We start from the raw sequence: 745 nt of genomic DNA on the forward strand, positions 1-745 counted from the left end.
CGCTCTGCAAGTTCCTGTTCAGAGATCTCAAGAGAGCTGCTGCGATTTGGAATATCAATCGCAATCAAATCGCCATCTTGAACCAAGCCGATCGCACCGCCATTGGCCGCTTCTGGAGAAGCATGGCCGATAGACAGACCAGAGGTACCACCAGAGAAGCGACCGTCAGTTAATAACGCACACTCTTTACCCAAGCCCATCGATTTTAGATAAGTGGTTGGGTAGAGCATTTCTTGCATGCCCGGGCCACCTTTTGGACCTTCGTAGCGAATCACAACTACATCGCCCGCTTTCACTTTGCCGCCAAGGATGCCGTCTACCGCATCTTCCTGGCTTTCAAACACTACTGCAGGGCCAGTAAATTTCAGGATGCTTTCGTCCACACCAGCAGTCTTCACAATACAACCATCCAGCGCGATGTTGCCTTTCAGAACGGCAAGGCCGCCATCTTGGCTAAACGCGTTTTCTTTGGTGCGGATACAGCCTTCCGCACGGTCATTATCGAGGGTATCCCAGCGACAATCTTGCGAGAACGCTTGTGTGGTGCGGATACCCGCAGGGCCAGCACGGTAGAATGATTTCACTTCTTCTGAATCGGTCAGCATGATGTCGTATTTGGTTAGCTGTTCTTCCCAAGTCAGTCCTAGGACAGTCTTAGACTGATTGTGCAGCAGACCTGCACGGTTCAGTTCACCAAGGATACCGACAACGCCACCCGCACGGTGTACATCTTCCATGTGGTATT

General features: G+C 51.5%; 1 protein-coding gene. It reads right to left on the reverse strand.

The annotated features are described in order from the left end of the window. On the reverse strand, positions 1-745 hold a 745-nt coding region (locus R7Z49_RS24655; protein WP_318112324.1), incomplete at both ends, for a dihydroxy-acid dehydratase.

Source organism: Vibrio sp. 1562, from assembly GCF_033340155.1.
Lineage (GTDB): Bacteria > Pseudomonadota > Gammaproteobacteria > Enterobacterales > Vibrionaceae > Vibrio > Vibrio alginolyticus.